The sequence below is a fragment of the Streptomyces sp. CA-210063 genome (assembly GCF_024612015.1).
In the GTDB taxonomy this organism is placed as follows: Bacteria; Actinomycetota; Actinomycetes; order Streptomycetales; family Streptomycetaceae; genus Streptomyces.
Map to the genome: position 1 here is coordinate 7032767 of NZ_CP102512.1, position 25205 is coordinate 7057971.

At 70.6% G+C, this 25205-nt stretch carries 22 protein-coding genes; 4 read left to right on the forward strand and 18 right to left on the reverse strand.

The features are described from left to right. Positions 1-20 precede the first annotated feature (20 nt). The 17 genes from JIX56_RS30785 to JIX56_RS30865 all read right to left on the reverse strand — a co-directional run bounded on the left by JIX56_RS30785 (position 21) and on the right by JIX56_RS30865 (position 21906). Entirely contained in the window at positions 21-1886 is a 1866-nt protein-coding gene (locus tag JIX56_RS30785) for an FHA domain-containing protein (protein ID WP_257545279.1), read from the reverse strand. Between the two features lie 126 nt (positions 1887-2012). Then, a complete protein-coding gene (locus JIX56_RS30790; RefSeq protein ID WP_257545281.1) occupies positions 2013-3359 on the reverse strand; it encodes a vWA domain-containing protein in 1347 nt (448 codons plus the stop codon). Between the two features lie 142 nt (positions 3360-3501). Beyond that, positions 3502-4821, reverse strand: a complete 1320-nt coding sequence (locus tag JIX56_RS30795; RefSeq protein ID WP_257545283.1) for a PP2C family serine/threonine-protein phosphatase — start codon at positions 4819-4821, stop codon at positions 3502-3504. A gap of 3 nt (positions 4822-4824) precedes the next feature. Continuing rightward, positions 4825-7377, reverse strand: a complete 2553-nt coding sequence (locus JIX56_RS30800) for a serine/threonine-protein kinase (RefSeq protein ID WP_257545285.1) — start codon at positions 7375-7377, stop codon at positions 4825-4827. Then, positions 7374-8693, reverse strand: coding sequence for a hypothetical protein (locus JIX56_RS30805; RefSeq protein WP_257545287.1), 1320 nt, complete (start codon positions 8691-8693; stop codon positions 7374-7376). Before JIX56_RS30805 ends, JIX56_RS30800 begins: the two co-directional genes overlap by 4 nt. A 54-nt stretch (positions 8694-8747) precedes the next feature. Continuing rightward, on the reverse strand, positions 8748-9782 hold the full coding sequence (locus JIX56_RS30810) for a glutamate ABC transporter substrate-binding protein (RefSeq protein ID WP_257545289.1): 1035 nt from the start codon (positions 9780-9782) through the stop codon (positions 8748-8750). Between the two features lie 35 nt (positions 9783-9817). Next, on the reverse strand, positions 9818-11302 hold the full coding sequence (locus JIX56_RS30815; protein ID WP_257545291.1) for a hypothetical protein: 1485 nt from the start codon (positions 11300-11302) through the stop codon (positions 9818-9820). A gap of 276 nt (positions 11303-11578) precedes the next feature. Next, positions 11579-12565: an N-acetylglucosamine kinase gene (locus tag JIX56_RS30820; protein ID WP_257545293.1), complete on the reverse strand. Its 987-nt coding sequence runs from the start codon at positions 12563-12565 to the stop codon at positions 11579-11581. Between the two features lie 200 nt (positions 12566-12765). Further along, on the reverse strand, positions 12766-14031 hold the full coding sequence (locus tag JIX56_RS30825) for a 6-phospho-beta-glucosidase (RefSeq protein WP_257545294.1): 1266 nt from the start codon (positions 14029-14031) through the stop codon (positions 12766-12768). Positions 14032-14038: 7 nt separating this feature from the next. Beyond that, positions 14039-14929: a carbohydrate ABC transporter permease gene (locus tag JIX56_RS30830; RefSeq protein WP_257545296.1), complete on the reverse strand. Its 891-nt coding sequence runs from the start codon at positions 14927-14929 to the stop codon at positions 14039-14041. Beyond that, the gene (locus JIX56_RS30835; protein ID WP_443032071.1) at positions 14929-15870 is read right to left on the reverse strand and encodes a carbohydrate ABC transporter permease; all 942 of its coding nucleotides are present in this window, start codon (positions 15868-15870) and stop codon (positions 14929-14931) included. The genes JIX56_RS30830 and JIX56_RS30835 overlap by 1 nt, the downstream gene beginning before the upstream one ends. 40 nt (positions 15871-15910) lie before the next feature. Next, positions 15911-17248: an ABC transporter substrate-binding protein gene (locus JIX56_RS30840; protein WP_257545299.1), complete on the reverse strand. Its 1338-nt coding sequence runs from the start codon at positions 17246-17248 to the stop codon at positions 15911-15913. Between the two features lie 120 nt (positions 17249-17368). Continuing rightward, on the reverse strand, positions 17369-18598 hold the full coding sequence (locus JIX56_RS30845) for an ROK family transcriptional regulator (RefSeq protein WP_257545301.1): 1230 nt from the start codon (positions 18596-18598) through the stop codon (positions 17369-17371). 165 nt (positions 18599-18763) lie between these two features. Then, positions 18764-19600 carry a hypothetical protein gene (locus JIX56_RS30850; protein WP_257545303.1) on the reverse strand — a complete coding sequence of 279 codons (837 nt, stop codon included), beginning with the start codon at positions 19598-19600 and terminating at the stop codon, positions 18764-18766. Between the two features lie 355 nt (positions 19601-19955). Next, positions 19956-20333, reverse strand: coding sequence for a hypothetical protein (locus JIX56_RS30855; RefSeq protein WP_257545305.1), 378 nt, complete (start codon positions 20331-20333; stop codon positions 19956-19958). Between the two features lie 496 nt (positions 20334-20829). Then, a complete protein-coding gene (locus JIX56_RS30860) occupies positions 20830-21015 on the reverse strand; it encodes a DUF397 domain-containing protein (protein ID WP_257545307.1) in 186 nt (61 codons plus the stop codon). 3 nt (positions 21016-21018) lie between these two features. Next, a complete protein-coding gene (locus JIX56_RS30865; protein ID WP_257545308.1) occupies positions 21019-21906 on the reverse strand; it encodes a helix-turn-helix domain-containing protein in 888 nt (295 codons plus the stop codon). Positions 21907-21996: 90 nt separating this feature from the next. Between JIX56_RS30865 and JIX56_RS30870 the strand changes: the two genes are divergently transcribed. The 3 genes from JIX56_RS30870 to JIX56_RS30880 are packed head-to-tail and all read left to right on the forward strand — an operon-like array spanning position 21997 to position 23100. Further along, positions 21997-22440, forward strand: a complete 444-nt coding sequence (locus JIX56_RS30870; protein WP_257545310.1) for an ATP-binding protein — start codon at positions 21997-21999, stop codon at positions 22438-22440. Between the two features lie 5 nt (positions 22441-22445). Continuing rightward, positions 22446-22856 (forward strand): hypothetical protein, encoded by a 411-nt coding sequence (locus JIX56_RS30875; protein WP_257545312.1) that lies wholly within the window; start codon positions 22446-22448, stop codon positions 22854-22856. Continuing rightward, the gene (locus tag JIX56_RS30880; RefSeq protein WP_257545313.1) at positions 22849-23100 is read left to right on the forward strand and encodes a hypothetical protein; all 252 of its coding nucleotides are present in this window, start codon (positions 22849-22851) and stop codon (positions 23098-23100) included. Before JIX56_RS30875 ends, JIX56_RS30880 begins: the two co-directional genes overlap by 8 nt. Positions 23101-23224: 124 nt before the next feature. On the opposite strand, the gene JIX56_RS30885 is transcribed toward JIX56_RS30880, so the two are convergent. Continuing rightward, on the reverse strand, positions 23225-23761 hold the full coding sequence (locus tag JIX56_RS30885; RefSeq protein WP_257545315.1) for an HNH endonuclease: 537 nt from the start codon (positions 23759-23761) through the stop codon (positions 23225-23227). A gap of 314 nt (positions 23762-24075) precedes the next feature. On the opposite strand from JIX56_RS30885, the gene JIX56_RS30890 reads away from it, so the two are divergent. Next, positions 24076-25179: a mechanosensitive ion channel family protein gene (locus JIX56_RS30890; RefSeq protein WP_257545317.1), complete on the forward strand. Its 1104-nt coding sequence runs from the start codon at positions 24076-24078 to the stop codon at positions 25177-25179. Positions 25180-25205: the final 26 nt, after the last annotated feature.

The window sequence follows — 25205 nt, forward strand, 5'->3', positions numbered from 1 at the left end:
CGATTCGTTGGTGCGGGCGGTCAGCCCCGGCGGATCGTGATCGTCGTCCACGCGCCCACGTGTACGCGGTCCCCGTCCTGGAGGGGGACCGGCACGAAGGGCTGGATGGGGTCCTCGGAGCCGTTGACCGTGGTTCCGTTGGTGGAGTTCTGGTCGACGACCGCCCAGCTGCCGTCAGGCTGCTGCACCAGCACCGCGTGCTGGTGGGAGACGCCCGGGTCCTCCGGCGGCACCGAGAGATCGATGTCGGGGGTGTCGCCGGTGGAGTGGCGGCGCCGGCCGATGGTGATCTGGTTGCCGGTGAGGGTGCGCTGCTGCTCGGGGGAGTACGCGGGCAGGTTCAGGCCCGCGGCCTCGGGGCCCGAGCGCTGCATCATCGCCATGAAGTAGTCGCGGTCCGGGCCGATGGTCGCGCTCCAGGTCGTCGGCGCCTGCGGGTACGCGGGGCCGCCGGGCGGGGCCTGGGTGGCACCGGGCTGCGGGTAGCCGTAGCCACCGGGGCGAGCCCCCGCACCGCCGGGACCACCGGATCCACCCGGACCCGTCGACGACGGTGGTGAGATCACCCAGTCGTCGTCGCCTCCGAAGGAGGGGCCGCCGCCGGACTGCGGACCACCGGGGCCACCAGGACCACCCGGTCCACCGGGACCGCCTGGGCCTCCGTGCTGCGGCCGCCGGGTCTCCTGCGGGAACGCGGGCGGAGCGGGCGGCGCCGACTGCTGGAACGCCTGCGGCGCCCCACCGGCCCCCGGACCACCACCGGGCCCGTGAGCACCATGCCCCTGACCACCATGCCCCTGACCACCGGGACCTTGGCCGCCAGGACCACCGGGACCACCAGGTCCCCCGGGCCCGCCGGGAAACCCGGGTCCGCCAGGCCCACCGGGCCCGCCCGGCGTAGGCCCGGGCGGCGGCGGAACCGGTCGTGAGGGATCGCCGCCGAAGCCCGAAGGCCCGGGCCGCGAAGGATCGCCCCCGAAGCCCGAGGGGCCGGGCCGCGACGGATCCCCACCGAACGGGGACGGACCGGACTGACCAGGCTGGCCGGGCTGACCAGGCTGGCCGGACTGACCCGGACCGGGCTGCCCGGGCTGGCCCGAAGGCCCGCCACCGAACCCGGAGGAACCCCCCGGCCCCGACGGCCCACCGGGACCACCAGGTCCACCCGGACGACCGGGCCCACCATGACCAGCGTTGCCCCCAGGCCCACCAGGCCCACCAGGCCCGCCGAAGCCACCGGGCCCACCGGACCCGCCGGGACCCCCGGGCCTACCCGGACCCGACGGATCCCCGCCGAACGGCGGCCCAGGCGGGATCGGCTCGGCGGGACGATTCATCTGCGAGGGGCGTGAGCTCTGGTAGTCGTACCCGTCACCGCCGCCGCCGAAGGACGGCGGAGGCGGCTGCTGGAAGCGGAGCGCCGGATTCCCACCGGGACCGGCACCCGGACCGGCACCGGGTCCGCCGGAGCCGGGTCCGCCGGGACCAGGCCCGCCGGGACCGGGCCCGCCCGGCCCCGCACCCGCCCCGGGCGCCGGAGGCCGTGGCGCGGCCGGCGTGTACGTCGTCGCCGTGTTGGTCAGGAAGTTCCACCGGCACTCCTCGCAGAAGGGCGCGCCGCCCTCACGGGGCGTGCGGCACTGCGGGCAGAGTTCCGACTGTGCGGCGAGGTGCGGGCGCCCACCGGGCGCACCGGGCCCACCAGGCCCCCCGGGGCCGCCCGCGCCCGGAGGCGGGGGAGGCGAGCCGGGCGGCGGGTATCCGTAACCGGCGCCAGGGGGCGGCGGTGGTGGAGGCGGCGGGGGCACGGCACCGGCCATACGGTGACCGCAGACCTCGCACCAGTCGTCGGAACCCGACTGGTGTCCGTTCGGGCAGGTCGGCATGTCGGCGCTTCCCCCTCTCCTTTCCGGCCTCTCGGCCGGGTCCCGCTGTCCGGATCCCCGGTGGGGGAGCCAGGTTCGCCGGCTTCGGTATGTCGTGATGGTGGTGCTGTGTCTCTGCTGCTGCTTCTACTTCTTTACACGAACAGTCTTTGTCGACCGAGTTTCGAGAGTCATCTCGTCGGCCTCCGTGACCTTCGCCTTCAGTCGCACAGTACCTGTCGCCGCGTCGACGACGTCCACCACCTTCGCAAGCAGTTTCGCAGTATCCGCGTTCCCCGACGCACTCGCGAGCTGAACGGCCCGTCCCAGCTTGGCCGTTGCTCCGTCGAAATCACCGGATTTACGGGCATCGAGTCCCTGTTGGATGACTTGTGCCAGTTCGGCCTGGCCCGTGTAGTGCGCGACCTGGGGGTTGATCGACGTGGACGCGACCATGTCGTCGGTCCACACGGCCTTCACCAGCCCCTGGGCGCCGAGGTTCTGGGCCGTGCCGTCGGGCTGCGGGATGACCAACGAGACACGGGCGGCCAGCATCTCCTGGCCGAGGGTCGCGGCCGGGACCTCGACACACACGTGGTAGTCACGGGACTCGTCTCCCCACGAGCCGGTCGGGTAGTCGCCGGCGCGCGGCCCCGCCTCGCTGCGACGTTCGGTCAACTCCTCGACCGTGGGCGCCACTTGCTTCACGAACTTGATCTGCGTGCCGACCGGCGTCCACAGTCGCAGGGCGACGTCCGCGACCTCCTTGCCCATGGCCGCCTCCATCATCTGCGTGAAGTCGGCGGACAGGGCCGCCGGGTCGGCGACGATGTCGGCGGTGCCGAGCAGCGCGGACGCGATCCCGGTGACCTCCTTGACCTCCCAGTCGGTCCCGACTCCACGCGCGTCACAGGTGAACCGTCCGGCACAGGCGTCCAGCGCGGCCTTCAGGTCCTCGGGCGACTCGTGTTCGTTGCGGCCGTCGGTGAGCAGGATGCCGTGGCGGATGGCGACATCGGCCGAGGCGAGCAGCCGGTCGGCGAGCTTCAGCCAGGTGCCGATCGCGGTGCCGCCGCCCGCGCTGAGCCTGCGCAGCGCCTGCTTGGCCTGGTCCCGGGTGGCGGAGTCGGCGACCGCGAGCCGCCCGCCACCGGGGTAGACCTCCCGGGCCACATGGGTGCCGTCGATCACCGCGAAGTGGACGCCGTCCCGCAGGGTGTCGATCGCGGCGGCCGTGGCGTCCCGGGCGTTGCGCATCTTGGTCGGCGGGTAGTCCATCGACCCCGAGCAGTCGACCATGATCGCCACGGCGGCGGACGGGCCCTGGCCGGGCGAGTAGAGGTGCGGCGCGGCGACCGCGCTGCCGATGGTGCCCCCGCCGGTCGCGCTGACCGTCACGATGGCGTTGACCTCGCGGCCGCCTTCCGGCAGGTACTCGTTCTGGTACACCTCGACCGAGAACTGCGGCACGTTCGACTTCGAGAAATTGGCCATGCCTACTCAGATCCCCCTAGCGGCCCCACAGCACGTGGGGTGATGACTGTGCGTGCCCGTGACCGGACCGGTCCCCTCCGGTCCGTCGGCCGTTCCCGTCCGGCCGCCGAGGCGCCCGCGAGCACCCCGCCCGCGAGCACCCTCAGGCCGATCCTGCCCCCTGAGGAGGGGCAGGGAACGGCAGGACGGCCACTGTTACGTTGTCGTGGCCCCCTCCGTCGAGCGCGCGGCCGACCAGAACCTGCGCGCAGTGCAGTGGTCGCCCGGCCGCGTCCAGGGGCACGGCCCCGGCCATCTCGTCGGCGGCCTCCGCGTAGTTCCACAGTCCGTCGGTGCACACCACCACCACACCCGGCCGGTCCGGCTTGAAGGAAGCGGTGTGCGGCTCCAGTTCGTACGCGTCCGCGCCGAGCCAGCCGGTGATCGCGTGGGCGCGCTCGTCGGCGTACGCCTCGGCCTCGTTCATCAGTCCCGCGGCTACCATCTGCGCCGCCCACGAGTCGTCCTCGGTGAGCCGGGCCGGGGGTGCGCTGCGGTCCACAGGGACCCAGTAGGCCCGGCTGTCGCCGACCCAGCCGACGACGAGCAGGCTCGGGGTGACGATCGAGCCGACGATGGTGCACGCCGGCGCGTTCTGGTGCGGGGCGTGCTCCTGCGCCGTCTCCGGCTCCTCCGCCAGGGCGTTGACGGCGTGGGAAGCGGCGACGATCGCGTCGTGCATGGCCTGCTGCGGGTGGGTGCCGCGCGGCAGGGAGTCCAGGAGCGTTCCGTTGGCGGCGCGGGCCGCGGCGAGCGAGGCGTCGTCGGGGCGGGTCGCGGAGGACACGCCGTCGCAGACGATCGCCACGACCGCGGGGGAGCCGTCGGGCAGCGCGGTCGAGGAGATCGCGAACGAGTCCTCGTTGCGGTGGTGGCGCAGGCCCCGGTCGCTGACCGCGGCGACCGCGCCCAACTCCAGTTCCATGTGGTCGCGTTCCCGCGGCTGGGCGTGCCCGCAGTTCTCGCAGTAGCCGTCCCGGTCGACATGGCCCGCGCGGCAGGCCACGCACACCTTCGTGCCGGCCGGCGGCGTGGCCAGGTCGGTGGTGCGCGGGTCCGGCGGCTGGGGCGCGGCCAGCGGGTACTCGTCGGGCTCGCGGGTCCGGTCGAATCGCACGCCTCGCCCCGGACCGGGCAGGTCGCCGCCGCCCGAGTCGGTGCCCTGGATGTCGGTGGGACGGACCACCGGCGGGGGCGTGTCGGAGCTGGGCTCGGAGGCGACGGGCCAGGCCACGGACGCGGTCTCGTCGGGCGGGTCGCCCGCCGTCCCGTTCATCGTGATGGTCGGCTGGTCCGCCGCCGGCGGCGCGGGCAGCGCCGAGAGGTCATGGCCGCACGCACCGCAGAAGCGGTCGTCCGATGCGAGGGGCCACTCGCAGATCGGGCACTTCGTCAGCGCGGTCGGCTGGGGCATCTGCGACATGAACTACACCCACGTCCGGGGGCGGTAACGGTTGGCACGTTCCACCAGGTCGATCCTCTCCTCGCCGCCTCGGGCGAGCCGGGCCAGTGTGCGGTACGACCGCTCCAGTCCGAAGCGGAGGCCGCGCTCGTCCAGCGCGCTGCCGAGCAGCACCCGCCCGCCGGCCGGGGGCGCGGCACCCTGGCCCCCGGAGAGTACCCAGTCCAGGGCGCAGCCAAGGACCTCTGTGGACAACTGCTCGCGGCGCACCGCGTCCAGACCGTACCCGTCGAGCGCCTCGACCTGCCCGGCGGCCGCGGTCAGGTCGTCCAGGAACGGCGCGTCCGGCACGGCACCGGGCGCGGCCTGCGTACGGTGTCTGAGCCGCGCCCGTACGGCGGCGACCCGGGCGGCGGTGTAGTGGATGGACGCCTCCGGTACGGACTCCAGGGTGCGCACGGCGTTCTGCCGGTCCCCGGCGGTCAGCCGCACCCGGGCGAGCCCGAACGCGGCGCTGACGAAGCTGGGGTCGGTCGTCCACACCAGGCGGTAGTACTCGGCGGCGTTGTCGAGCTGCCCGAGTACCTCGGCGCACAGGCCGAGGGCCAGCTTGGGGGCCGGCTCGCCCGGGAAGGCGTCGTAGATCGCGTCGAAGGACAGCGCGGCGTTCTCGTGGTCGCCGGTGGCGAGCGCGGCGACGCCCCGGTACCAGACGACCCGCCAGTCGTCGGGGTGGTCCCGCTCCAGGGCGTCCAGCGTGGCCAGGGCGATGGTGAACTCGCTCATCTCCAGCCGGGCCCGCAGCTCCCGCAGCCGCAGCTCCAGGGAGCCGCTGGGCGCCGCGTGCAGCGCCGTGATCAGCTCGGTGGGTGCGGAGGCGATGAGCCCCGCCAGGAACCCGGCGTTCGGATCCCCGGGGTCCACGCGTGGGACGGGCAGCGCCAGGGCCGCGGCGGCGGTGTCCAGCTCCTTGGTGAGCCTCGCGGGGGAGGGCGCACCGACGGTGAGCGGCGCGGGCGTGGCGGAAGGTGAACCACCGTTCTTGACGGCCGCCTTGTCGCGGCGCGTCCCCAGCCGGGACACATCCCCGTCCAGCTCCGCGAACAACTCCGTGTCCGTGACCTTCACTTCGGGCCCGAAGATCGTCGACAGCGCGGGCCGCGCCCGGCCCGTCTGGAGGGAGACGACCTCCCGCAGCACACCCGTCAGCTGCTCCGACATCTCCTGCGCGGAGGCGAACCGGCGGGCCGGGTCGGGGTCGGTGGCACGTACCAGCAGGCGGTAGAAGGACTCGTACTGGCGGAAGACCTCGATGTTGTCGGGGTCGGGCAGGGAGTCCACGAAGACGTTCGTGTAGCCCTGGAAGTCGAAGGTGAGGACCGCGAGCGTACGGGCGACCGTGTACAGGTCGGAGGCCACCGACGGGCCGACGTCGGCGACTTCGGGGGCCTGGTAGCCGACCGTGCCGTAGATGGCCGACTCGTCGTCGTCCATCCTGCGCACCGCGCCCATGTCGATCAGCTTGAGCTGGTCCTCGGTCTGGATCGCGTTGTCGACCTTGAAGTCGCAGTACAGCAGGTTGCGGCTGTGGAGATGGCCGAGGGCCTCCAGGGCCTCGATGCCGTACGCGCACGCCTGCTCGACCGGCAGCGGATCGCGGCGGCCGTCCGTGGTGCGGCGGCCGTTGGCGATCTCCTTCAGCGACTTGCCGCCGACGTACTCCATGACGATGTACCCGTCCAGCGAACCGGTGCGCTGGTCGAGGTGCTCGACGAAGTTGTAGATGCGGACGATGTTGGAGTGCTCGATCTCGGCGAGGAAGCGGCGCTCGGAGATCGCGGCGGCCATCGCGTCCTGGTCGCCCGTGTCGAGGAGGCCCTTCAGCACGACCCAGCGGTCCGAGACCGCCCGGTCTATGGCCAGATAGATCCAGCCCAGGCCGCCGTGCGCGAGACAGCCCACGACCTCGTACTGGCCGCGCACGATGTCGCCCGAGTGCAGCTTCGGCACGAACGAGTACGGGTGGCCGCACTTGGTGCAGAAACCCTCCGTGCGCCCCGGCCGTTCACCGCGCGCCCGCCCGACCGGCGCCCCGCAGTCGGAGCGCGAGCAGAACCGCTTCCGCTCGGGCACCTCGGCGGTCTCCAGGACCATCGAGCGTGGGTCCGGGCGCGGCACGTCCGGCACCTGGACGAGACCGACGCCGAGCCGCGCCCGCCCCGAGGAGCCGGCGGTCTTGCCGGAGCTGCGCACCGACACCGAGCGGCCCGTCGACTTGCCCGACAGGGCGCGCGAGAGCCGGCCCGAGACCGAGCGCCGGGACTGCGAGGAGCGCGCGGACGCCCGCGAGGAGCGTGAACTGCTGGAACCGGAGCCGCGCGAGCCCCTGCCGCCCCCGGTGATGCCGGTGGGCGGGGAGGAGACCATGCCGCCGGCCGAGACGACCGGAGCCAGACCGCAGGTGTCGCAGTACAGCTCGCCGCCGCCCACGTCCTCGTACGATCCCGAGCAACCGGGCCGCTGGCACGACTGCTGCCGGCTCTCTTCGCCTGTCCGGCTTTCCTCCGTCTGACTCACGATTCCTCCTTCCTCCGGTCCTGGGGCACGCGCGGGACCGAGGTGCCCAGCAGTTCGGCCGCCGCGTGCTGGTAGCGCAGCACCGCCTGCTCCGCGACGCGCAGATCGCAGGGGGCGCTCCACAGCATGCGGCGCGCGGCGTCGTAGCGCTCGACCAGCAGCGAGTCCTCCGCGAAGCCGTGCCGGGCGACCTTCGCCTTGTACGCGTCGAGCCGGCCGCGCAGCTCCGCGCGGACCGCCAGCGGAGCCGTGACCGCCGTCAACGACTCGCGGGCGCGCAGCAGTTCGTCGTCGGCCTTCTGCTCCAGGGACTCCAGGAGCGGGGACAGCCGGTGCCACTGCGCGTGTCTGCGGTACTCGGCCGCCATCGCCAGCTGCTCCTGGAGGACCGTCGGCGGGCCGCTCACCACGGGCACCTCGGTCGCCGCGATCTTCGCCAGCACCTCACCGCGCGCGCTGCGCGCCTCGGCGAGCGTGCGGTCGGCGCGGCTGAGCACGTCCCGCAGCTTCAGCAGCCGCGACTCCGCGTCCTGCCGGACCGTCAGCACGGCGTCGATCTCCCGCCGTACGTCCTCCAGGGCGCGCGCCTCACGGTCGTACGTCGAGGTGTCCGGGCGGCCGCCGCCGGGCGCCGAACTGCCCGGCGCGGGGACCCAGAAGGCCAGCGGATCGGAGATGACCTGCTCGCGGAGCCTGGTCAGGGTGCGGGTGATGCGCTCCAGGTCGTCGCCGGCCGGGTGCTCGCCGGGGCGTACGCCGACGGAGTGCGCGAGCTGGCGGGTGCGCTGGAGCTCGGCGGACAGCAGATCGATCCTGGCGGGCAGCGCGGACCACACCGCGTCGGCGGCCACGACCATGTCCAGCGAGGACGCGTACAGGTCGTTCATCCGGTCCACGAGGGTGACCAGCGAGAACTGCTCGCTGAGCCGGCTCGCGCCCTGCAGCGTCGGCGCGTTCGCCATCGCCGTGGCGCTGCCGGCGACCGTGACGGCCTCGCCGCGCAGCAGTTCGGTCAGCTCCACGAGGTCCTCACGGCTGGACCAGCGGCGCCGCGAACGGATCTCGCGGGCGGAGTGCAGCGCGTCCGTGTACGCGTCGAAGTACGCCCACAGCAGCGTGATCGACGCGTCCGCGGTGGTCCAGCGCTCCTTGGTGACGCCGGTCAGCTCGGCGCCTTCGAGCAGCCTGCGGCCCGCGTGGTCCTGCAGGGCGAGCAGCGAGGTCTCGATGGCCTCGTGCTCCGCGCCGAGCCGCGCGAGCGCACGGTCCACCTCGTCCCGGTCCATCACCGGCCCGGTGGATCCCGCGACGCCCATCGATCACCTCTCGCTGCTGTCGGTGTCGGTCATTGGATGTTCGGCCGGTCGCCTTCAGTCCCCGTACTGGGGCGCCGGCGGTCGGGAGTTCGTCGAGTCGGCGCCCAGCGTCGCGGACAGCCACCGGGTGTACGAGTCCTGCCAGCCGTCCTTGAGATAGTCCACCAGCACCTGGTTGACCCGGCGTACCAGATCCTTCGCGTCCAGGTTCATCGCCACGCCGTAGTACTCGGTGGTGAACGGCTCGCCCTTCAACTCGACCGTCGGGTCCTGTGCCGCCTGGCTCGCGGCGAGCGCGCCGTCGGTCACCACCGCGTCGACCTCGCCCAGCTGGAGCCTTACCAGGCAGTCGAGTTGGTTGGGCGGGTTGACGGAGGAGATGTCGGCGGAGGTGGGCAGCTTGCCGGACTGCTGGTCGGCGGTCAGGTTGTCCAGCGCGGTGGAACCGCTGGCCGAGCAGATCCGCTGGTCAGCCAGCGTCTTGTCGTAGCCCTCGATCGTCGAGGACTTGGGGGCCAGGACCTGCTGTCCGGTCTTGAAGTAGGGCTGGGAGAAGGCGACTTCCTTCATTCGCTCGCAACTGATCGTCATGGTGCGGACCACCATGTCGACCTGCCCCGATTGGATGGCGGGGATGCGCTGGTTCGTGGGAATCGCCCTGAAGCGCACCTTGTTCGGATCGCCGAGGATCTCCTCGGCGATGTGGTGCGCGATGTCGATGTCGAAACCTTCCAGCTCGGCGCCCGCGGTCGTGTTGTTCGGGTCGCGGTAGCCCCAGCGGTAGCTGTTCTGGTCGACGCCGATGGTGAGGTAGCCCTTCTCCTTGATCTTCGTGATCGTCGTACCCGACTCGTCGGAGGAGGGCCTGAGGCTCTGGTTCTGCGGATCGGCCATGGTGTCGCACTCGTCCGCCCGCGCCTGGGTGCCCCGGGCGACGCCCCGGCCTCCGGTGCCCGTGGTGCCGTCGCCGCGTGTCCCGCTCACCGGCAGCACCAGGGCGAAGACCACGGTCAGGGCGCAGAGGACCGCCATCGCGCCCACGCCGCCCCAGCCCCGGAGGCCGGCCCGCAGGCGTCGTACCGCATGCATCGCTCCTCCTTCCACCGTGTCTCCTTCCGCCGCCGTCACCGGTACTCCGAAAGCCTGCGCCCGATGCCCAGCACCGCGCCCGCGGCGCCCAGCACGGCCAGGGCCGCGGCGCCCACCGGGAGCCCGATCATGGCGTTCCGGCCGCCCTGGGCCGCCAGCTCGAACTCGTTCTCCTCGTGCTTGCTCGCGTTGTCCAGGTTCTCGTCGACCTTGTCGAAGCACTCACCCGTCGGCTCGGCGCCCTGCGGGCATTCTGCCGTCGCCTCGCCGCCGATCACCTGGTCGAGGGCGCACTGGTAGTCGCCCGTCTCATCGGCGGCGCGGGCGCTCTCGTGCCGCTCCAGCCATACCTTCATATTGGCGACGGCGGCCTTCACGGGCTTCGCGCCACTGTCGTCGTCGGCGATCTTCTCGGCGGCGGCCAGCCGTGACTTGAGTTCCGTCATGTCGGTCGTGAAGGCGTGGTCGAACTCGTCCACGACCACCTCCGCGCCCTTGTCCTTGACCGTGACGGTCTGCGCGCCCCGGCTGATCAGCGTCAGGTTCTCGTTGCCGCGGGCGGTGAGGGAGGCGATGCGCGCGTCGTTCAGCACGGTCAGCGACCGCACGCCGCTGTCGTAGGAGTCGTTCAGGCCCGCGCGGGCGAGGGTGTGGCCGGCGGCCAGCCACAGCAGGACGACCGTGGAGGCGGCCGTCGCCGCGACCAGGCCGTGGTTCAACACCCGGTTCGTCCGCTGGTAGTTGCGCCGCTGGGCCCAGCCGAGGCCACCTATGGCGAGGACACCGAGAGCGATCGCGGCCCACGGATACGACGTGGCGTCGGCGTAGTCGTCACGCAGCCGCTGGTTCTCGTTGTCGTAGATCCTCTTGGCCTCCGGGAGCATGTCGTCCTGCATCTTGTCGTTCGCGTAGCGCAGGTAGGCGCCGCCCAGCGGGTAGCCCAGCCGGTTGTTGGCGCGGGCCCGCTCGACCAGGCCCTTGTACTCCGGCAGCAGGGCGTTCAGCTTGGCGACGCGCTCCTCGGAGTCGGAGCCGGACTCCGAGGCGGCGGCGGCGACGGCGAGATTGTCGGCGGCCTCCCGGATCTCCCGCTCGTATCTCTCGCGCGACTCCTTCGTCTCCTGGCCGCCCGCGAGGAAGCCGCTGGAGGCCGCGGTGTTGGCGTCGGCGAGGGAGCTGTAGATACGGGCCGCGGCGGAGCTGAGGGGCTGGCTGCCGTGCAACACGTCGTCGGCGGCGCTCGAACGGTCGTTCATCTGCCAGGCGGTGACGGAGCCGAACGCGACGACCAGGAGGGCGAGGACGGCGCCGATGATGCGCAGTCGGCCGGGCTCGGTCGTCGCGGCGGCGCGCAGCTGGTCGACGCCCTCCGCGAACGCCGTGCGGCGGGGCGGGCCGCCGTCCGGGGCCGGGGACGGCACGGGCGGCCGGGACGCGTGCGTGGCCTGTGGCGGCACGGCCGGGCCGGGGCCCGCGGGTGGTGCCGGCGGTGGCGCGCTGCCCTTCGGCGTGTATGTCACCTGACCTCCCCCTGGTCATCCGTCCATCACTTCCGCCCGCTCGCACGGACAGAGGTGCACGGCCGCAAGTATCGCCGTCGGGACTGACATCGCACAGGTCTTGACTCGATCTTGTTCCCCGATCGTGTCCGTACGTGCTGTGCTTGTCGAATTCCGGCGCAGCAGAAGGCTTCCCGCACCACCCCCTGCCCATGAATACGCGCTCCGGTGGGGTTCGGTTCCCTGGGGGTTCGAACGCGTTCGGGGGAGATTCGAGGGGTGGCGCGGGCCGCCGGGTCACCCTCTTTCGTACTGCGTGCGCACGCGCGCGTGCACGGTCCTCGGGGCGCCCACGTGGTCGAGTCCGAGCAGCGCCGCGCCCAGCACCGGGGCGGCCGTGACCACCCGGGGGACGGCCTTGGGCGCGGCGGCCGCCAACGCCTCGCGCACCGCCGCGTCGAGGAGGGGGTGCCGGGCGGCGAGGACACCGCCGCCGAGGAGGACGGGGGTCTCCTCACCGAGGAGGTCCAGGCGGGTCAGGGCAACCGTCGCCATGGCCACCACCTCCTCGGCCATGCGGTCCACGAGCGCGCGGGCCACCGGGTCGCCGGCGGTCGCCGTGGCGAAGAGGACCGGGGTGAGTTCATGGCGGCGGGCGGCCGGAACGTGCTCCAGGTGCAGGGCCTCGATCAGGGCGTACATGGAGTCCAGGCCGAAGTGCGCGGGCAGCGCGCGCGCCAGCGCGGTCGGGCCGCCCCGGCCGTCCTCCGCGCGGGCCGCGTGCCACATCGCCTCCTCGGCGAGGCCCCAACCGCCGCCCCAGTCACCGGAGATGCGCCCGAGCGCCGGGAATCGGGCGGTACGGCCGTCGGGGCGCATGCCGACGCAGTTGACGCCGGCGCCGCAGACGACGGCCACGCCCCGGGGCTCGGCCACACCGGCCCGCAGGATCGCGAAGGTGTCGTTGCGGACCTCCACCGTCGCGCCCCACGCGCGCGTGCGCAGCGCCGCCGCCAGCCGCTCCTCCTCCACGGGGAAGTCGGCGTTGGCGAGACACGCCGACACATGGTCGACCGAGCCGACCCCGGCCTCGGCGAACGCCTGCCGCACGACGTCCGCGAGGCCGTCGACAGCCGTGGTCACCCCGACCGTCGGCGGCTGGAACCCGCCGCCGCGCGCCGCGCCCAGCACCTCCCCGTCGGGCGCGATCACGGCGACGTCGGTCTTGCTGTTGCCGGCGTCGACGGCGAGTACGCTCCCGCGCCCGCCGTCGCTCCCGCGCACGCCTGAGGACGACTCCGCACGCCCGCCGTCGCTCCCGCGCACGCCTGAGGACGACTCCGCACGCCCGCCGTCGCTCCCGCGCACGCCTGAGGACGACTCCGCACGCCCGCCGTCGCTCCCGCGCACGCCTGAGGACGACTCCGCACGCCCGCCGTCGCTCCCGCGCACGCCCGCGTCCGAACCCGTGTGCACGCCGTCGCTCACGCCCACGCGAGGTGCTCCCGGTTGTGGGCGATCAGCCGGTCGGTGAGGGCCTCGGCGTACTCGTACTGCCCGATCAGGGGGTGGGAGAGCAGCGCCCGGAACACCCGGTCCCGCCCGCCGCGCAGGGCCGCGTCGAGGGCCAGGTCCTCGTACGCGGTCACGTTCGCCATCAGGCCCGCGTACAGCGGGTCCACGGTCGGCACCGGCAGCGGTGCCGCGCCCTGCCTGCCGACGGCGGCCTGTACCTCGATCACCGCGTCGGCGGGGAGGAACGGCAGCGTGCCGTGGTTGTAGGTGTTCACCACCTGGTACGTGCTGCCCCCGTCGCCCAGCAGCGACGCGGCCAGGTCGACGGCCGCCTCCGAGTAGAAGGCCCCACCCCGCTTGGCGAGCAGCGCGGGCTTCTCGTCGAGCGCCGGGTCGGCGTACATGTCCAGCAACTGCCGTTCCATCGCGGCGACCTCGGCCGCCCGCGACGGCTTCGTACGCAGTTCTCGTACGACCTCGTCGTGGGAGTAGTAGTAGCGCAGGTAGTAGGAGGGGACCACGCCCAGGCGGTCCAGGACGGGGCGCGGCAGGCGCAGGTCGGCGGCGATGGTGTCGCCGTGGTCGGCCAGCAGCTTCGGCAGGACGTCCTCGCCGGAGGGGCCGCCGAGGCGTACGCCGGTCTCCCAGGTGAGGTGGTTGAGGCCCACGTGGTCGAGGTGCACCTCGGCCGGGGCCACGCCGAGACGCTCGGCGAACTTCCGTTGCAGGCCGATGGCCACGTTGCACAGGCCGACCGCCCTGTGGCCGGCCTGGAGCAGGGCGCGGGTCACGATCCCCACCGGGTTGGTGAAGTCGATGATCCAGGCGTCCGGGTTCGTCCGGCGGACCCGTTCGGCGATGTCCAGGACGACCGGCACCGTGCGCAGCGCCTTCGCCAGGCCGCCCGCGCCGGTCGTCTCCTGGCCGACGCAGCCGCACTCCAGCGGCCAGGTCTCGTCCCGCTCGCGGGCGGCCTGCCCGCCGATGCGGAGCTGGAGGAGGACGGCGTCGGCGCCCTCGACGCCCCGGTCCAGGTCGCCGGTGGTGACGATCCGCCCGGGGTGGCCCTGCCGGGCGAAGATACGGCGGGCCAGCCCGCCGACCAGCTCCAGCCGGTCGGCGGCCGGATCGACGAGCACCAGCTCCTCGATCGGCAGCGTGTCCCTGAGCCGGGCGAACCCGTCGACGAGTTCGGGTGTGTAGGTCGACCCTCCGCCGACCACGCAGAGCTTCATACTTGTATCAACCCTTTACTCCGGTCAGGGTGACGCCTTCGACGAACGCCTTCTGAGCGAAGAAGAACACGAGGATCACGGGGGCCATGACCATCACGGTCGCGGCCATGGTCAGATTCCAGTCGGTGTGGTGCGCGCCCTTGAAGGACTCCAGGCCGTAACTCAGTGTCCAGGCCGCCGGGTTCTCCGAGGCGTAGATCTGCGGGCCGAAGTAGTCGTTCCAGGCGTAGAAGAACTGGAAGAGGGCGACGGCCGCGATGCCCGGCTTGGCCATCGGCAGGACGACCCGCAGCAGGGTGCGCAGTTCGCCGCAGCCGTCGACGCGGGCCGCGTCCAGGTACTCGTTCGGGATGGTCGTCAGGAACTGCCGCAGCAGGAAGATGGAGAACGCGTCACCGAACGCCATCGGGATGATCAGCGGCCACAGCGAGCCCGACAGGTCCAGCTGCTTCGCCCAGAACAGGTACATCGGGATCACGACGACCTGCGGCGGCAGCATCATCATCGAGATGACCAGCATCAACGCCAGATTACGGCCCCGGAAGCGGAACTTGGCGAGCGCGTACGCCACCGGGACCGACGACACGACGGTGAGGACGGTGCCGAGGCCCGCGTAGATCAGGGTGTTCTTCCACCAGGTCAGGAAGCCGGGGGTGTCCAGGACCTTCGTGTAGTTGCCCCACTCCCAGGTGTCCGGGACCAGATCGCGGGTGAGCGCCTGCTGGTCGCTCATCAGCGAGGTCAGGACGACGAACACGAAGGGCAGGGTGAAGAAGAGCGCGGCGGCGATGCCCAGGGAGTGGACGGCGATCCACTCCAGGAGCGCCCGGCGGCGGGCGGTGCGCTCACTCGCCGGCGTGGCGCCCGCGTCAACGGGTCTGTCCAGTACTTGGGTCATCAGTCACCCGTTCCGATCAGTCCGCCCCGGCGCCGCATCAGCAGTGCGGTGAACGCCATGGACAGGGCGAACAGCACCAGCGCGACCACACAGGCGGAGCCGTAGTCGAAGCGCTGGAAGCCGAGGTTGTAGACGAGCTGGGGCAGCGTCAGGGTCGACTTGTCCGGGTAGCCCGGCTCGAACTGCTGACCGGAGCCGCCGATGATGCCGGAGGCGACCTTCCCGGCCACCAGCGGCTGCGTGTAGTACTGCATCGTCTGGATCACGCCCGTGACCACGGCGAACATCACGATCGGCGAGATGCTCGGCAGTGTCACGTACCGGAACCGCTGCCAGGCCGACGCCCCGTCCAGCTCGGCGGCCTCGTACTGCTCCTTCGGTACGTCGAGCAGCGCGGCCATGAAGATCACCATCAGGTCGCCCACGCCCCACAGCGCGAGCGCGGTGAGCGCCGGCTTGGACCAGGCGGGGTCCGTGAACCAGCCGGGCGTCGGCAGTCCCAGGCCGTCGAGGACGGAGTTGACCGGCCCGGTCCCGGGGTTGAGGAGGAAGACGAAGGCCAGCGTCGCGGCAACCGGAGGGGCGAGGTACGGCAGATAGAAGAGGGTGCGGAAGACGCCCGCCCCGGTCCTGATCTTCGTGATCAGCAGACCGACGCCGAGCCCGAACACCACCCGGCAGGTCACCATCACGAGCACCAGCCAGAGGGTGTTGCGCAGGGCCGGCCAGAACATCGGATAGTCGTTGAAGACGTAGGCCCAGTTGCCCAGGCCGCGGAAGACCGGTGTACCGAAGCCGTCGTACTTCATCAGCGAGAAGTACACGGTGGACACCAGCGGATAGGCGAAGAAGACGCCGAACCCGATCAGCCAGGGTGACAGGAAGGCCACCGTGCGAAGCGCCGACCGGCGGCGCTTCGCACGGAGCGTGCCACTGGACACGCGCAGGGTGTGCGTGGACATCGGATCGCTACCGCTACCGCTACTTCGCCTGCGCGATGTCGGTGTCGATCTGCTTCGCGGTCTTCTCCAGGCCCTCCTGGAGATCCGTCACCTTGCCGGACTCGTACTGGTAGCCGAAGTCCTGGAGTGTCGTCTGGTACGTCGAGCCGTTGATCGAGGCCGGCGGGGTGTTCGACTCCGGGTTCTGGGCGATGTCCAGGAACGTCTGGAAGCCCTCGTCCACCTTCAGGTCGGGCGACTTCAGGGCCGCGAAGGTGGACGGTACGTTGTGGATGGCGTTGGCGAAGGAGACGACGGCCTCGGTGTCGGTCGTCAGGTACTTCACCAGCTCCCAGGCCGCGTTCTGCTTCTCGCTCTGCGGGGCGATTCCGATGATCGTGCCGGAGAGGAAGCCCTTGCCGTACTCGTCCACCTCGTCGTCGGCCACGGGCAGCGGGGCGGTGCCGATCTCGAAGTCGGTCCCGGCGTCCCGCGCCATTCCGAGCCGCCACTCACCGTCCAACTGCATGGCCACCTGACCGGTCTGGAACGGGTGCTTGGCCCCCCACTCGTCACCGAAGGTGTTCCGGTACTTCTCCAGCTTCGCGAAGCCGCCGAGCGAGTCCACCAGGCTCTTCTGGTACGTGAACATCTCCGCGAACGCCGGGTCCTCGGCGATGTTCGACTTGCCGTCCGCATCGAAGTACGCGTGGTCCCACTGCGACATGTAGTGGTCCACGACCGTCTCGTAGCCGTGGTAGTTCGGCATGAAGCCGAGCTGTGCGTAGCTGTCCCCCTTGGCCTTGGTCAGCTTCTTCGCGACCTCCGTGAACTCCGACCACGTCTTCGGCGGCGACTCGATGCCCGCCTCCTCGAAGGCGTCCTTGTTGTAGTACAGCCCGTACGCGTCGCCCAGCAGCGGCAGCGCACACCGGGTGCCCTCGAACTGCGTGTAGTCCAGCATCGGCTTCGGGATGGTCTTGTCGAGGTCGAGCTTCGACTTCTCGATGAAGGGCTTCAGATCGAGGAAGGCTCCGGAGGAGCAGAACTTGCCGATGTTGGAGGTGGTGAACGACGACACCACGTCCGGCCCGTTCGAACCGCCTGCCCGCAGTGCCTGGTTGAGCTTGTCGTCATTGATGTTCCCGACGACCTTCACCGTGATGTTCGGGTGCTCCTTCTCGAACCGGTCCACATTCGCCTGGATCGCCTTCACCTCGCCGGGCGCACTCCACCCGTGCCAGAAGGTGATCGTCGTCTTGGCGTTCGGGTCGTCGGAGGCGGCCGTCTCGGCCTGACCGGTACAGGCGGTGGCGAGAAGGGCGAGGGACGCGGTGGCGGCGAGCGCGATCGCCGCGTTCTTGGATATTCCGGGCATGGTGGGGTCTCCTGAGGGAGGGATGGGGTGAGGTGAGAGGGAGGGGTACGCCCGGGAAGCCCAGGGGCGCGGGGAACTGCGCGACCAGCCACGGACGGCCCGCAGCTTCTGAACGATCAATCAGCGCGAGGTGTCAAACACTTCGTCACGCGTGGCAGCGAGCGCACTCTCCAACGCCCCACGCAGCACGGGCTTTTCGCGTACGTCACCGAGAACCAACCGTGGCCGGGAAGCCGCCAGCTCCGCCAACTCGGCCTGGACAAGGGCACGCAACGGCTCGCCACCGGCGGTCAACGCCGTACCGCTGAGCACGACGACCTCGGGGTCGAGCACGGCCACGAGCGAAGCGATACCCGTGGCGAGCCCGGTGGCATACGTGGCCAGAAGTTGTCGGTGGGGACCGGAGTCGATGTCCGCGGCCCTCGCCACAAGCGCCGTCGCGACCTCCGCGTACGGCCCCTCCGGCACCGGAGAGATCCCCAACTCGCGGGCGAGCCGGGGAATGACCTGCGAACCGGCGAGTTCCTGGAAGCCACCACTGTTCGCCTTGGTCACCTGCCGAACCAGCGGAGCGCCCGGCACGGGCAGGAACCCGACCTCCCCGGCGCCCCCGGTGAACCCCCGGTGCAGCCGTCCGCCCAGGACGACCGCGGCGCCGAGACCGCCTTCGTTCCACAGCAGGACGAAGTCGTCGTGGCCCTTGGCCGCGCCCAGCCGTTGTTCGGCGACGGCGGCGAGGTTCACGTCGTTCTCGTACTCCACCGGCATCGGCAGCGCGGCGGCGAGTTCGCCGAGGAGGGTGGGGGAGTGCCAGCCGGGCAGATGCGAGGCGTAGCGCAGCCGCCCGGTGTTGGGGTCGAAGGCGCCGGGGGTTCCGATGACCAGCCGACGCACGTCGGACCGGACGAGCCCGGCGGCCTTGACCGCCCCGTCGAGGGCGGTGGTGACCTGCCGTACGACAGGTTCGGCGGGGCGGCGTCCGGGGGTGGGGACGGCGTACTCGCCCACCGTGCGGCCGGTGATGTCGGCGACGGCGGCGAGGACGCGTTCGGGGGTGACGTCGAGGCCGGCGGCGTACGCGGCGGTCGGGTCGACCGCGTAGAGCTGGGCGTTGGGGCCGGGTCGGCCCGCGCCCGAGCCGCCCCCGCCGGTGCCGGATTCGTCCGTGCCGGTGCCCGTGGCGATCACGAGTCCGGCGGCTTCGAGCCGGGCCAGGAGCTGTGAGGCGGTCGGCTTCGACAGTCCGGTCAGCTTGCCGAGCCGCGTCCGCGAGAGCGGTCCGTGCTCCAGCAGCAGATCGAGCGCGGCGCGGTCGTTCATGGCGCGCAGCACGCGGGGGGTTCCTGCCATGTGGACGCCACCTGCCCAACTGTTAGGAAAGTTTCCTGTCGGATGCCAGGACGATAGGACTAGACCAGAGGGGCGTCAATATCCGGCCAACAAAAACCGCCCCCGGGCAACGGAGTCGTTACCTGGGGGCGGTGCCCGCGACGCGGGAGGCGGTGCTACGTCATGTCACTTCACGTCGACGTAATCCGCCGCGGACGTCTTCGCCGCGGTGGTGGACGTACCGGCGAACTTGTAGCGGTACGAACCGTCCTTCGACGCCTTCACGGTGGTGGACAGGGCCCCGGCCGTGCCGGAGGTCACCGTCTTCACGTCCGTGTAGGCCGTGGCGCCCTTGGCCTTGAACTGGAGGGTCACCTTCTGGCCCTTGTAGCCGGTGTAGGCGCGCTTGGCCCAGTCGGCGCGGGTGAGGCTGCCCTTGACGGTCAGGGTCTTGCCCTTGACGACCGGCTCGGGGGTGGCGTTGACGGTGACCTTGGCGATCCGCTGCAGCTTGGCCGTGCCGAGGCCGCCCCACAGGTCGTAGCCGTTCTCGAAGCTGATGTGGTCGTCGGAGTCGTCGTTGTCCACCGAGATGTGTCCGTAGAAGGCGCCGGCCTTCCAGGTGGTGGCGTCCGCGGCGCCCATCAGCTGCTCCCGCGGGTTCACGGTGAGCACCGTCGTGCACGACTCGGTCACCGTGGTGTCCGTCGTCGCGGTCGGGGTGCACTTGGGCGTCCTGGAGAAGGTCTCCAGCCCGTTGTCGGGGTCCGCGAGCCTGCCGCGGTACAGGAGGACGCCGAGGAAGTTCGTCTCGTAGTCGATGGCGAAGTCCGACGGGCGGGTGAAGCTGTACGTGACCGGAACGGTCACCGTGGCCTTGGTGCCGACCGCGATCGGCTTGCCGTTGTTGACCGTGACGGCACCGAAGGTCAGGTCCGGCGAGTCGGCCAGCGCGGCGGGCGCGGCCAGACCGGTGAGAGCCAGGGCGCCGGACATGACGGCGCCTATGGCGAGCTTGCGCATGTATCCCCACATTCGAAGCGGACCCCCGGGCGTTGCGCTCCAGAACAAGGGCCCCCCTTGGGGGCGACACTAGGCGATCACCGTTGTGTGGGGAACGCGTGGGGTCTGTGAAAGTAGCTGGAGGTCATCCGATCCTGGCGGCCCACTGCAGGTAGGCCTGGTCCAGAGGACATCCAGCCAGATGATTCAAAGCGAGGCAGGTCGTGGTGACGTGGTGGTAGCCGAGGGCGTCGGCAGCGACGCCGGTGGTGTACAGGTGGTCAGCCGCGGTCTGTGGCCTTCCTTTCCACTGCCATCCAACTCCAGTTCCGGCTGTCCATGACTCGGTTGTCTTCGAACAGGATGTTCCAACCCTTCATCCAGTCGCCTTGCCGGAGCCGACGTGGGCGTGGTTGCGGGCTTGGCAGGAGCAGGTGCACCGTGGGCTCTGGGCGTTCTTGCACCGCCAGTTGCATGCCTCCAGTTCGTTGTATTCGCGTCCCACCGACACGCGTGGATGGCGTTTGAGGAAAACTCCGGCGAGCTGGAGGAAGTGGTCGTCGGAGACGGTCCAACACCCGTGCTCCGCATCCCATGTCGGGCGTACGTTCTTGGCCAACAGATCCTTGATGATCTCCTCGTGATCCGCTCGGCTGATCTTGGGTATCCAGTAGCCCATGCGGCGCCGGGCGAAGAGAACGATCGATGGGTAGCTTTCGCCCTCCCACCCTGGGAACCAGATCGGCATCGGCATGGGCGTTCCGGTCGGCCTGTGCTCGACCGCAGATTTTGTGCGGAGACGGCGCTGGACGCCGTCGGGTGTCAAGCCGGATGCCCAACAGGTTTGAGGCTGTCCGGGTCTTGTGTGGATGAATATCTTTTGCCAGTTGGGTGAGGTTTGTGTCTGGACGCCGCACACGGAGCACGTAAACGGCTGAGCGTATCTGTGATGCACGTGCGGTTCCTTCTCTTGTTCGCATACAAGCAGACCCCACGCCGGCCATCAGGAGTTCTTCCAGGTGAGCGGCTGATCGCCAGGGCTGGAGTTCGTGGAAGGGCGTGAAGTCCCGCGCGGCAATCCTCAGCTTGGCCCGCCGCCATGGGGTCGAGATGCCCATCACCGAGTCGTAGCCGACGTCGTCGACGGTCGGCCACCGTGCTGGACGTTGCCGCCGCGTTGATGTCACGCACTCCCAACCGGAGCGATACGTCAGCTGATGTCAGCACCGAGCAGCCGAGTTCCCGGACGGTCACGTGCGTGGGCAGCGCAGGGACGCGGTGAACTTCGCCCAGGTGTGAGGGGCGAGGCGGAGTATGGGGCCATCGGGGTTCTTGGAGTCACGTATAGCGACGGTGTGCGGGTTGTTGCGGGCGAATTCGAGGCATTGGCCGCCGGTGTTGCTGTAGCTGGACTTGACGAAGTCGAACTCGGGCACGGGTTACATCTCCTGGCGAATCGCGTTGATCAGCAGGGCCGAGTCGTGCTGGGCGAGGCTCAGCCGAGCAGTACGGTCGAAGAACGTGCTGTACGCCGCACCTTCGGCCTCGTTCTCCACCCACACGGTAGACGCGATGGTGTCGGCGTGGACCACGTCCACGGCCTCGGTCTCGGCGAACGAGATGATGGTGAACGGGCCCGTGATGCACGGGTGCCCTCCCACGTGGAACGGGAGCACTTGCAGGCGTACATTCGGGAGCTGGGCCACTTCCAGGAGGCGCTCAAGCTGGGTGCGCATGACATCGGGCCCGCCGATCAACTGTCGTAGCGCTGCTTCCCAGATGACTGCGTACACCTGGAGCGGGCGTTCCTCGTGCAGGCGCCCCTGGCGGCGCATGCGGATCTCGACCAGGTGCTCGATCTCGTCGGGATCCTCCCAAACGCCCACGCCTTCGCTGACCGCCAGGGAACGGGCGTACTCGGCGGTCTGGAACAGGCCCGGAATCAGGGAAAGTTCCCAGGTTCGTACGCGACTCGCGGCATCCTCCAACGCGATGTACTCGGACAGCGTTCCTGGGTGGGGTGTGTCCTGCCACCACCCCTTCGCCTTGCGGCGCTCGCGGTCCAGCTTCGCCAACTCCAGCAGCCGGCCCACGACTTTGCGGTCCTCCACGCCGTAGAACTCGCACAGCACCCGGATGTCCGGGTCCCTCATGGGTACCCAGCCTCGCTCCATCTTCACGATCTTCGTGCCCGTCGCGTTGATGGATGCGGCAGCCTGCTGCTGTGTCTTGCCTGCGGCGTCACGCAGTCGCAGAAGTTCGCCACCGAGCTTGCGCCCCAGGACGGTCGACGCTCGGTTGCCTGTCGGTTCGATTGATCGCCTCACGGTCACAGTCTGTCCGGTGGTCGTCACGCAGCGGCCGCTGACTCAGCGGTGCCACTTGGCATTCCCGACCGCACACGGAGGTGTGTGTCCATGACCGAAGCCGAACTCCTGCACGACGATTACCTCGACTACGCTCCCATCCCCGGCAGCGTCCCCCTCGCCCGCCGCCGCACCACCCGCCTCATCACCGAGTGGGGCTACCCGCACCTCGCCGGGGACGCCGCCCTCGTCGTATCCGAGCTCGCGACCAACGCCCTGCTGCACGGCAGCCTCCGGGACCGGCTCATCCGCGTACGGCTCACCGTCACGGCCACCACACTCCGCGTAGAGGTCAGCGATCCATGTGGCGAACGGCTCCCGGAGCCGCGCACGGCTGATGACGCAGATCAGTTCGGGCGCGGACTACTACTGGTGGCGGCGCTGGCCGACCAGTGGGGATGCGACCCCCGGATCGTCGGCAAGACGGTCTACGCGGAGTGGGTGCTCGCTCCGGCCCGAGTCGAGGGCAATCGGCTCGTGGGCGCGAAGGAGTGACGGGAATGGCGCTAGCGTGGGCACGTGCCACAGCGGGGCTCGACGAGCGGAAGGGGCGGCCGATGACCATGCCGTACGCGGAGGGCGACACTCCGCTCATCCCTCGTCCCGCTCTCACGCTTCCGGCTCTGCGTCAGGCGGTGGCCACGGTCGTGCCGTCCCGGCTTCCGGAGTTCTTCGAGGACCTTCAGAAGGCGTTCGTGCGGGCCGGCGACGAGGACAGCGTCGTACCGATCCGGATGTTCTACCGGCAGTGGGGCGTGGTCGTGGAGATCGAGCGGCACCCCGAGACGGCTCGCCGCCTGCACGCCGCCGAGCAGGACATCAGCAGCCCGGATCCCGCCGTACGCGACCGTGCCATCCGCGAGGCCGGTGACATCGTGCGTGCCGCGCACCGAGAGGTCGCCGGTGGCTGACTGGCACTGGGAGCTGTTCCAGGACGATCTGCTGGACGGGCTTCCGGACGTGGCGCGCACGGAGACCGGGCGTCTGGCCAACGAGATCGCCGTACGTGAGTCGATGGTGTTCCTGGAGGGAGCCGCCTACTCCGGGACAGGTCCCGGAGTGCGGACCGAGAGCCGCGGGCTGCTGATGCTCACGTATCTGACGGACGTGCGCGGTGAGCGGATCGTCGTAGTGCAGGTGAGCTGGTTCGGCTGACGCCGTGAACCCCTGCTCCCGCCTTCGTGCACACCAGCAGGCCCCGGGGCACGAGCACCCCAGGGCCCAATCAGGTCACCCGGCGCGCCCCAGAGGGCGCCGAGTCATGCAAAAACCCGGACCGTCAGGCGGAGATGCCGTCGATCCGGGCCAACGCGTCGTCCGCGCCGAACGGCTGCAGGTAGGGCAGCCAGCGCGGATCCCTATGCCCGGTGCCGATGATGCGCCAGGCCAGGCCGGTGGGCGGGGCGGGTTTGTGGCGGAGCCGCCAGCCGATCTCCACGAGGTGGCGGTCGGCCTTGACGTGATTGCAGCGGCGGCAGGACGCCACCACGTTGTCCCAGACGTGCTTGCCCCCGCGACTGCGCGGGATGACGTGGTCGACGCTGGTTGCGACGCCACCGCAGTACATGCACCGGCCCCCGTCGCGGGCGAACAGTGCCCGACGGGTGAGAGGAACGGGCCCCCGATAGGGAACCCGGACGAATCGCTTGAGCCGGACCACGCTGGGTGCGGGGAGTGTGACGGTCGCGCTGTGCAGATAGGCGCCGGATTCCTCCAAGGCGACAGCCTTGTTCTCCAGGACGAGGACGAGCGCGCGGCGGAGCGGTACGACGCCGAGCGGCTCGTACGACGCGTTGAGGACCAGGACGTGCGGCACGGATGCCTCCTTGTACGCCGGCGGCGCGTGGCTCGCGCCGTGGACGATCCGTAGTCAGTCTCCCCTCATGCCTGGTGGAAGCGCCACCATGTCCCGGTAACGGGCTGGGAGTGTTTTCGACCACACCCTGATTCATCCCCCGTCGTGTGCGCCCTTCACTCCCTGGTGAGCGCCCTGTCTCCTCGAACGTGCCGGGGACCTCCACACAATGCCCCGTTAGTGTGGTGGGCCTGCCCGTCCGGTGACCTTTCCGTGACCAGACGGATCTTGACCGCCGTACCGGAGGGCAGATAACGCACCTGGAGGTACCCGCCGTGTCGTCCGTTTCTTCCCTGCCCCTCCTACTGGCCGCCGCCACGCCGTCGCCGTCCCCCTCGGAGACGTCGACGACACCGGCCGTGCCCTCGCTGGAGGACGCTCAGGAGAGCGCGACCAACGCCGCCAGCTGGGTCGAGGAGAACTGGTCCACATGGCTGGCCATCGGTCTCCGCGTCCTGCTGATCGTGGTGATAGCGGCGGTGCTGAGAGTGGTGGTCCGGCGGGCGATCACGAAGCTGATAGACCGCATGAACCGCTCGGTCCCCGGCGTCGAGGGCAGCACCCTCGGCGGGCTGCTGGTCAACGTCGAGCGCCGCCGTCAGCGCTCCCAGGCCATCGGCTCGGTCCTGCGCTCGGTGGCGTCCTTCCTCATCATGGGCACCGCCGCCCTGATGGTCCTCGCCACCTTCGAGATCAACCTCGCCCCGCTGCTGGCCTCCGCCGGTGTCGCGGGCGTCGCCATCGGTTTCGGCGCCCGGAACCTGGTCACGGACTTCCTCTCCGGTGTCTTCATGATCCTGGAGGACCAGTACGGCGTCGGCGACACCGTCGACGCGGGCGTCGCCTCCGGCGAGGTCATCGAGGTCGGCCTGCGCGTCACCAAGCTGCGCGGCGACAACGGCGAGATCTGGTACGTCCGCAACGGCGAGGTCAAGCGCATCGGCAACCTCTCCCAGGGCTGGGCCACGGCCGGCGTCGACGTCACCGTCCGCTACGACGAGGACCTCGACCGGGTCCGCCGCACCCTCCTGGCGGTCGGCGAGGCGATGAGCAAGGAGGACCCCTGGAACGAGCTCCTCTGGGGCCCCATCGAGGTCCTCGGTCTCGACGACGTGCTCCTGGACTCGATGGTCGTCCGCGTCTCCGCCAAGACCATGCCCGGCAAGGCCCTCACCGTCGAGCGCGAACTGCGCTGGCGCATCAAGAAGGCCTTCGACGCCGCCGACATCCGCATCGTCGGCGGCGTGCCCGCCCTCGCGGACGCCGACCCGGAGGCCGACCCGACGGCCGGCATGGCACCCCCGTCGGCCTACGCGTCCACCACGTCCCCGCAGTCGGAGCGGGCGACGCCGATCGCGCCTTCGGGAGTGCCCAAGTAGAGCGCGTCCGCTCGCGTGAAGGCGGT